This is a genomic window from Aeromonas sp. ZOR0001 (assembly GCF_000801015.1).
Taxonomy (GTDB): domain Bacteria; phylum Pseudomonadota; class Gammaproteobacteria; order Enterobacterales; family Aeromonadaceae; genus Aeromonas; species Aeromonas veronii.
Genome location: NZ_JRJY01000041.1, coordinates 1,741 through 5,626, shown reverse-complemented (window position 1 = coordinate 5,626; position 3,886 = coordinate 1,741). Strand labels below are relative to the sequence as shown.

General features: G+C 60.8%; 4 protein-coding genes. All 4 read left to right on the top strand.

What is annotated here, in order from left to right; genetic code table 11:
• The coding region (locus L972_RS05440; protein WP_231560902.1) for an SPOR domain-containing protein at window positions 1-822 on the top strand (822 nt) is incomplete at its 5' end.
• Window positions 823-1,009: 187 nt separating this feature from the next.
• Window positions 1,010-1,543: an ATP-dependent protease subunit HslV gene (gene hslV, locus L972_RS05435; protein WP_005342555.1), complete on the top strand. Its 534-nt coding sequence runs from the start codon at window positions 1,010-1,012 to the stop codon at window positions 1,541-1,543.
• A gap of 65 nt (window positions 1,544-1,608) precedes the next feature.
• Entirely contained in the window at window positions 1,609-2,937 is a 1,329-nt protein-coding gene (gene hslU / locus L972_RS05430; protein ID WP_033136355.1) for an HslU--HslV peptidase ATPase subunit, read from the top strand.
• Window positions 2,938-3,196: 259 nt separating this feature from the next.
• The gene (locus L972_RS05425) at window positions 3,197-3,838 is read left to right on the top strand and encodes a TetR/AcrR family transcriptional regulator (protein ID WP_047436399.1); all 642 of its coding nucleotides are present in this window, start codon (window positions 3,197-3,199) and stop codon (window positions 3,836-3,838) included.
• Window positions 3,839-3,886: the final 48 nt, after the last annotated feature.

The window sequence follows — 3,886 nt, the reverse complement described above, 5'->3', positions numbered from 1 at the left end:
AGCCGCCCGCGACGTCGGGCGGGTGGCCGCAATACCAAGAAAGCGGCCCCTCGCCGCTTTCCTGTTATTCCAGTGCTGCTGGTCGTGGCACTGCTGGCAGGCTTTGGTGGCTTCCTTTACATGATCAATGGCAAGGGCAACGATGCCCCCACCATTGAGGAGCAGGTAAAGGCCAACAAGCCAAAAGCGCAGAATAACGGGCTGCCTCAGGAAAAGTGGAGCTACATCGAACGGCTTGAGAACAAGCAGGTCGATATCATAGAACCGCCGACCCAGCCGGGTGTGCTGCCGCCGCCACCGGCAGATACCATGACCCTGCAACCGGAAAAACTGCCGCAGCCGGTGCCGACCGACATTCCCCAACCGGGAACGCCCATCGGCCAACCCAAGCCCTATCAGCCCAATCCGGCGACCACCCCTTCCACCTCGGGTGCACCGGTTGCCAGCGCGCAAGAGCAGGTGATCGACCGCAAGGCCGAACGGGAACGGATGGAACGGGAGATCCGCGCCGAGCTTGAACGGGAGCGGGCCGAAGCGGCCAAGGCCAAAGCGGCCACTCCGCCAGCCCAGACCGCAGCCGCCGACAGCGGTCGCTACATGATGCAGTGCGCCGCCCTGCGCTCGCAGGATTCCGCAGAGTCGCTCAAGGCGCGTATCGCCTTCACCGCCGGCCTCTCTTCCAGCCTGCAGGTGATCAATGGCGCCAACGGCACCGTCTACAAGGTGATGGTGGGCCCCTTCAACGGCAAGGCGGCCGCCGACGCGGCCAACAGCAAGCTGCAGAGCTCCGGCATCAGCGGCTGCATTCCCAAGAAAGGGTAATCCGCTTACCGATGACGCAGGGCCGGGTGGCAACACCCGGCCCTGTTCTTTTGGTGTCACTCGCACCCACCCTGATTGCTACCCCGTTTATCCCGACCAAAAGCAGGGTTGAAAAGCCCGTTTGCCATCCCCATCTTTCTTGCCATGCACAGTCAGGCCGTCATTCGGCTCAAGCGAGGTAAGTAAAGTGACTACCATAGTTTCAGTTCGCCGCAACGGTCAGGTCGTCATCGGTGGCGATGGCCAGGTCTCTCTTGGCAACACCGTCATGAAGGGCAACGCCCGCAAGGTTCATCGTCTCTATAACGGCAAGGTGCTGGCCGGTTTCGCTGGCGGTACCGCCGACGCCTTCACCCTGCTCGAGCGTTTCGAAGCAAAACTGCAGGCCCATCAGGGTAATCTGGAGCGCGCCGCCGTGGCGCTGGCCAAAGATTGGCGCACCGATCGCGCCCTGCGCCGCCTCGAAGCGCTGTTGGCCGTGGCCGACGAACACAAATCCTTCATCATCACCGGCAACGGTGACGTGGTGCAGCCGGAGCACGATCTCATCGCAATCGGCAGCGGCGGCAACTTCGCCCAGTCCGCCGCCATCGCGCTGCTGGAAAACACCGAGCTGGATGCCAGGACCATTGTCGAGAAGTCCCTCAAGATTGCGGGCGACATCTGCGTCTTCACCAACGGCAACCACACCATCGAAGTGCTGGACTACGCTGCCAAGTAAGGCCGCCAGCCAACCCAATTTCCCAAGGGGTGGGCACTGCCCGCCCCGGATACAGGAACACCATCATGTCCGAGATGACCCCGAGAGAAATCGTCCACGAGCTGGACAGACACATCATTGGTCAGGCCGATGCCAAGCGTGCCGTTGCCGTTGCCCTGCGCAACCGCTGGCGCCGGATGCAGCTCAACGAAGAGATGCGCCATGAAGTAACCCCGAAAAACATCCTGATGATCGGCCCGACCGGTGTCGGCAAGACCGAGATCGCCCGTCGTCTGGCTAAGCTGGCCAACGCCCCCTTCATCAAGGTGGAAGCGACCAAGTTCACCGAAGTGGGCTATGTCGGCAAGGAAGTGGACAGCATCATCCGCGATCTGACCGATGCCGCCATCAAGCTGGTGCGCGAAACCGAGATGGAGAAGATGAAATACCGCGCCGAGGAAGCCGCCGAAGAGCGCATCCTCGACGCCCTGCTGCCCAACCCGCGCAACACCTGGGGTGAGGAAGAGAAAGCCGACAACTCCAACACCCGCCAGATCTTCCGCAAGAAACTGCGGGAAGGTCAGCTGGATGACAAAGAGATCGAGCTGGAACTCTCCGCCTCCCCGATGGGCGTCGAAATCATGACCCCGCCGGGCATGGAAGAGATGGCCAACCAGCTGCAGGGGCTGTTCCAGAACCTGGGCCAGAACCAGAAGAAGAAGCGCAAGATCAAGGTCAAAGAGGCCATGAAGGCGCTGATCGAAGAGGAAGCGGCCCGTCTGGTCAATCCGGAAGAGCTGAAACAGAAAGCGATCGCCGCAGTCGAGAACAACGGCATCGTCTTCCTCGACGAGATCGACAAGATCTGCAAACGCGGCGAGAGCTCAGGCCCCGATGTCTCCCGTGAAGGGGTACAACGCGACCTGCTGCCACTGGTCGAGGGCTGCACCGTCAACACCAAGCACGGCATGGTCAAGACCGACCACATCCTGTTTGTCGCCTCCGGCGCCTTCCAGATCGCCAAGCCGTCCGACCTCATCCCCGAGCTGCAGGGCCGTCTGCCGATCCGCGTCGAGCTGACCGCTCTGACCACAGATGACTTCGAGCGCATCCTGACCGAACCGAACGCCTCCCTGACCGATCAGTACAAGGCGCTGATGGCCACCGAAGGGGTCAACATCGAGTTCACCAAAGATGGCATCCGCCGTCTGGCCGAAGCGGCGTGGCAGGTTAACGAGCGTACCGAGAACATCGGTGCCCGTCGTCTGCACACCGTGATGGAGCGCCTGATGGAAGATATCTCCTATGACGCCTCCGAGAAGTCTGGCGAGACCTTTGTCATCGACACCGACTACGTCAACGCCCACCTCGGCAAGCTGATTGAAGACGAGGACCTGAGCCGCTTTATTCTGTAAGCGCGATCGATGGACCTGAAAACGCCTCCCTTGTGGAGGCGTTTTTATTTCTCCACCACCTCCGTCATCTGCCCGGATTCTGGCCCTTATCTGCGGCAATCCATTCAATCCCAAGGCGCTTTCATACCTCCCCTTACGAAAGCCCGCCGTTTTTCATCCCTGCTGAAATTTGCTCAAAAAAAGATCTGTTCACTTCTGCGCGATTGATTTATACATACGTATAAATCAGATCAAAATATGTGCAACAGGAACCAGAACGATGAATCCAACCCGGCAGAAACTGCTCGATACCGGCCTTGCCATCGCCACCGAGAAGGGGCTGCGCGGCCTGACAGTGCGCGAGCTGGCGGCTGCGGCCGAGGTGAACCTTGGCTCTTTCGTCTACCACTTCGGCAACCGCGACGCCTTTATCGACGAGCTGGTCGAGCTCTGGTACGCCCCCCTCTATGACGAGCTCAAATCGGTGGCAGCCAAAGGCTCCTACCCCTCTGCCATCGCCATGTTCGAGGCCACCATGGAGGCACTGATCGGGCTGGTGGCGCGCCAGCGCGGCTTTATCAATCACCTGTTTGGCGATGCGCTGGCAGGCGAAGGGGCGGCCCAACGATTTCTGCTCAGCCTGCCGCGCCGTCATCCCCTGCTGCTGATCGAACAGGTACGGATGGCACAGGCGGAAGGGTCGCTGGTCACGGGCCACCCGCTCCAGCTGATGATCTTCATCATGGGGTCGGTCGGTCTGCCGCTGGTGATCGCCGGCAGCGGTCGTCAGCTCGGCTGGTTGCCCGAACAGGCCGCCCCGTTTCTGAGCCAGATAGACAACCCCGAGGCCGCCAGACAGCGGCTGGTATGGGCACTGCGCGGCCTGCGCTCCACCGATATGAAAGAAGGAGAAGCGGTATGAAGCAACGCATTGCCATCGTGGCCCTGCTGCTAACCGTTATCGGCGGCT

Bases quoted from the DNA above. Each gene is read 5' to 3' on its own strand.
- hslU (WP_033136355.1), top strand. From the start codon at position 1,609: ATGTCCGAGATGACCCCGAGAGAAATCGTCCACGAGCTGGACAGACAC.
- L972_RS05425 (WP_047436399.1), top strand. From the start codon at position 3,197: ATGAATCCAACCCGGCAGAAACTGCTCGATACCGGCCTTGCCATCGCC.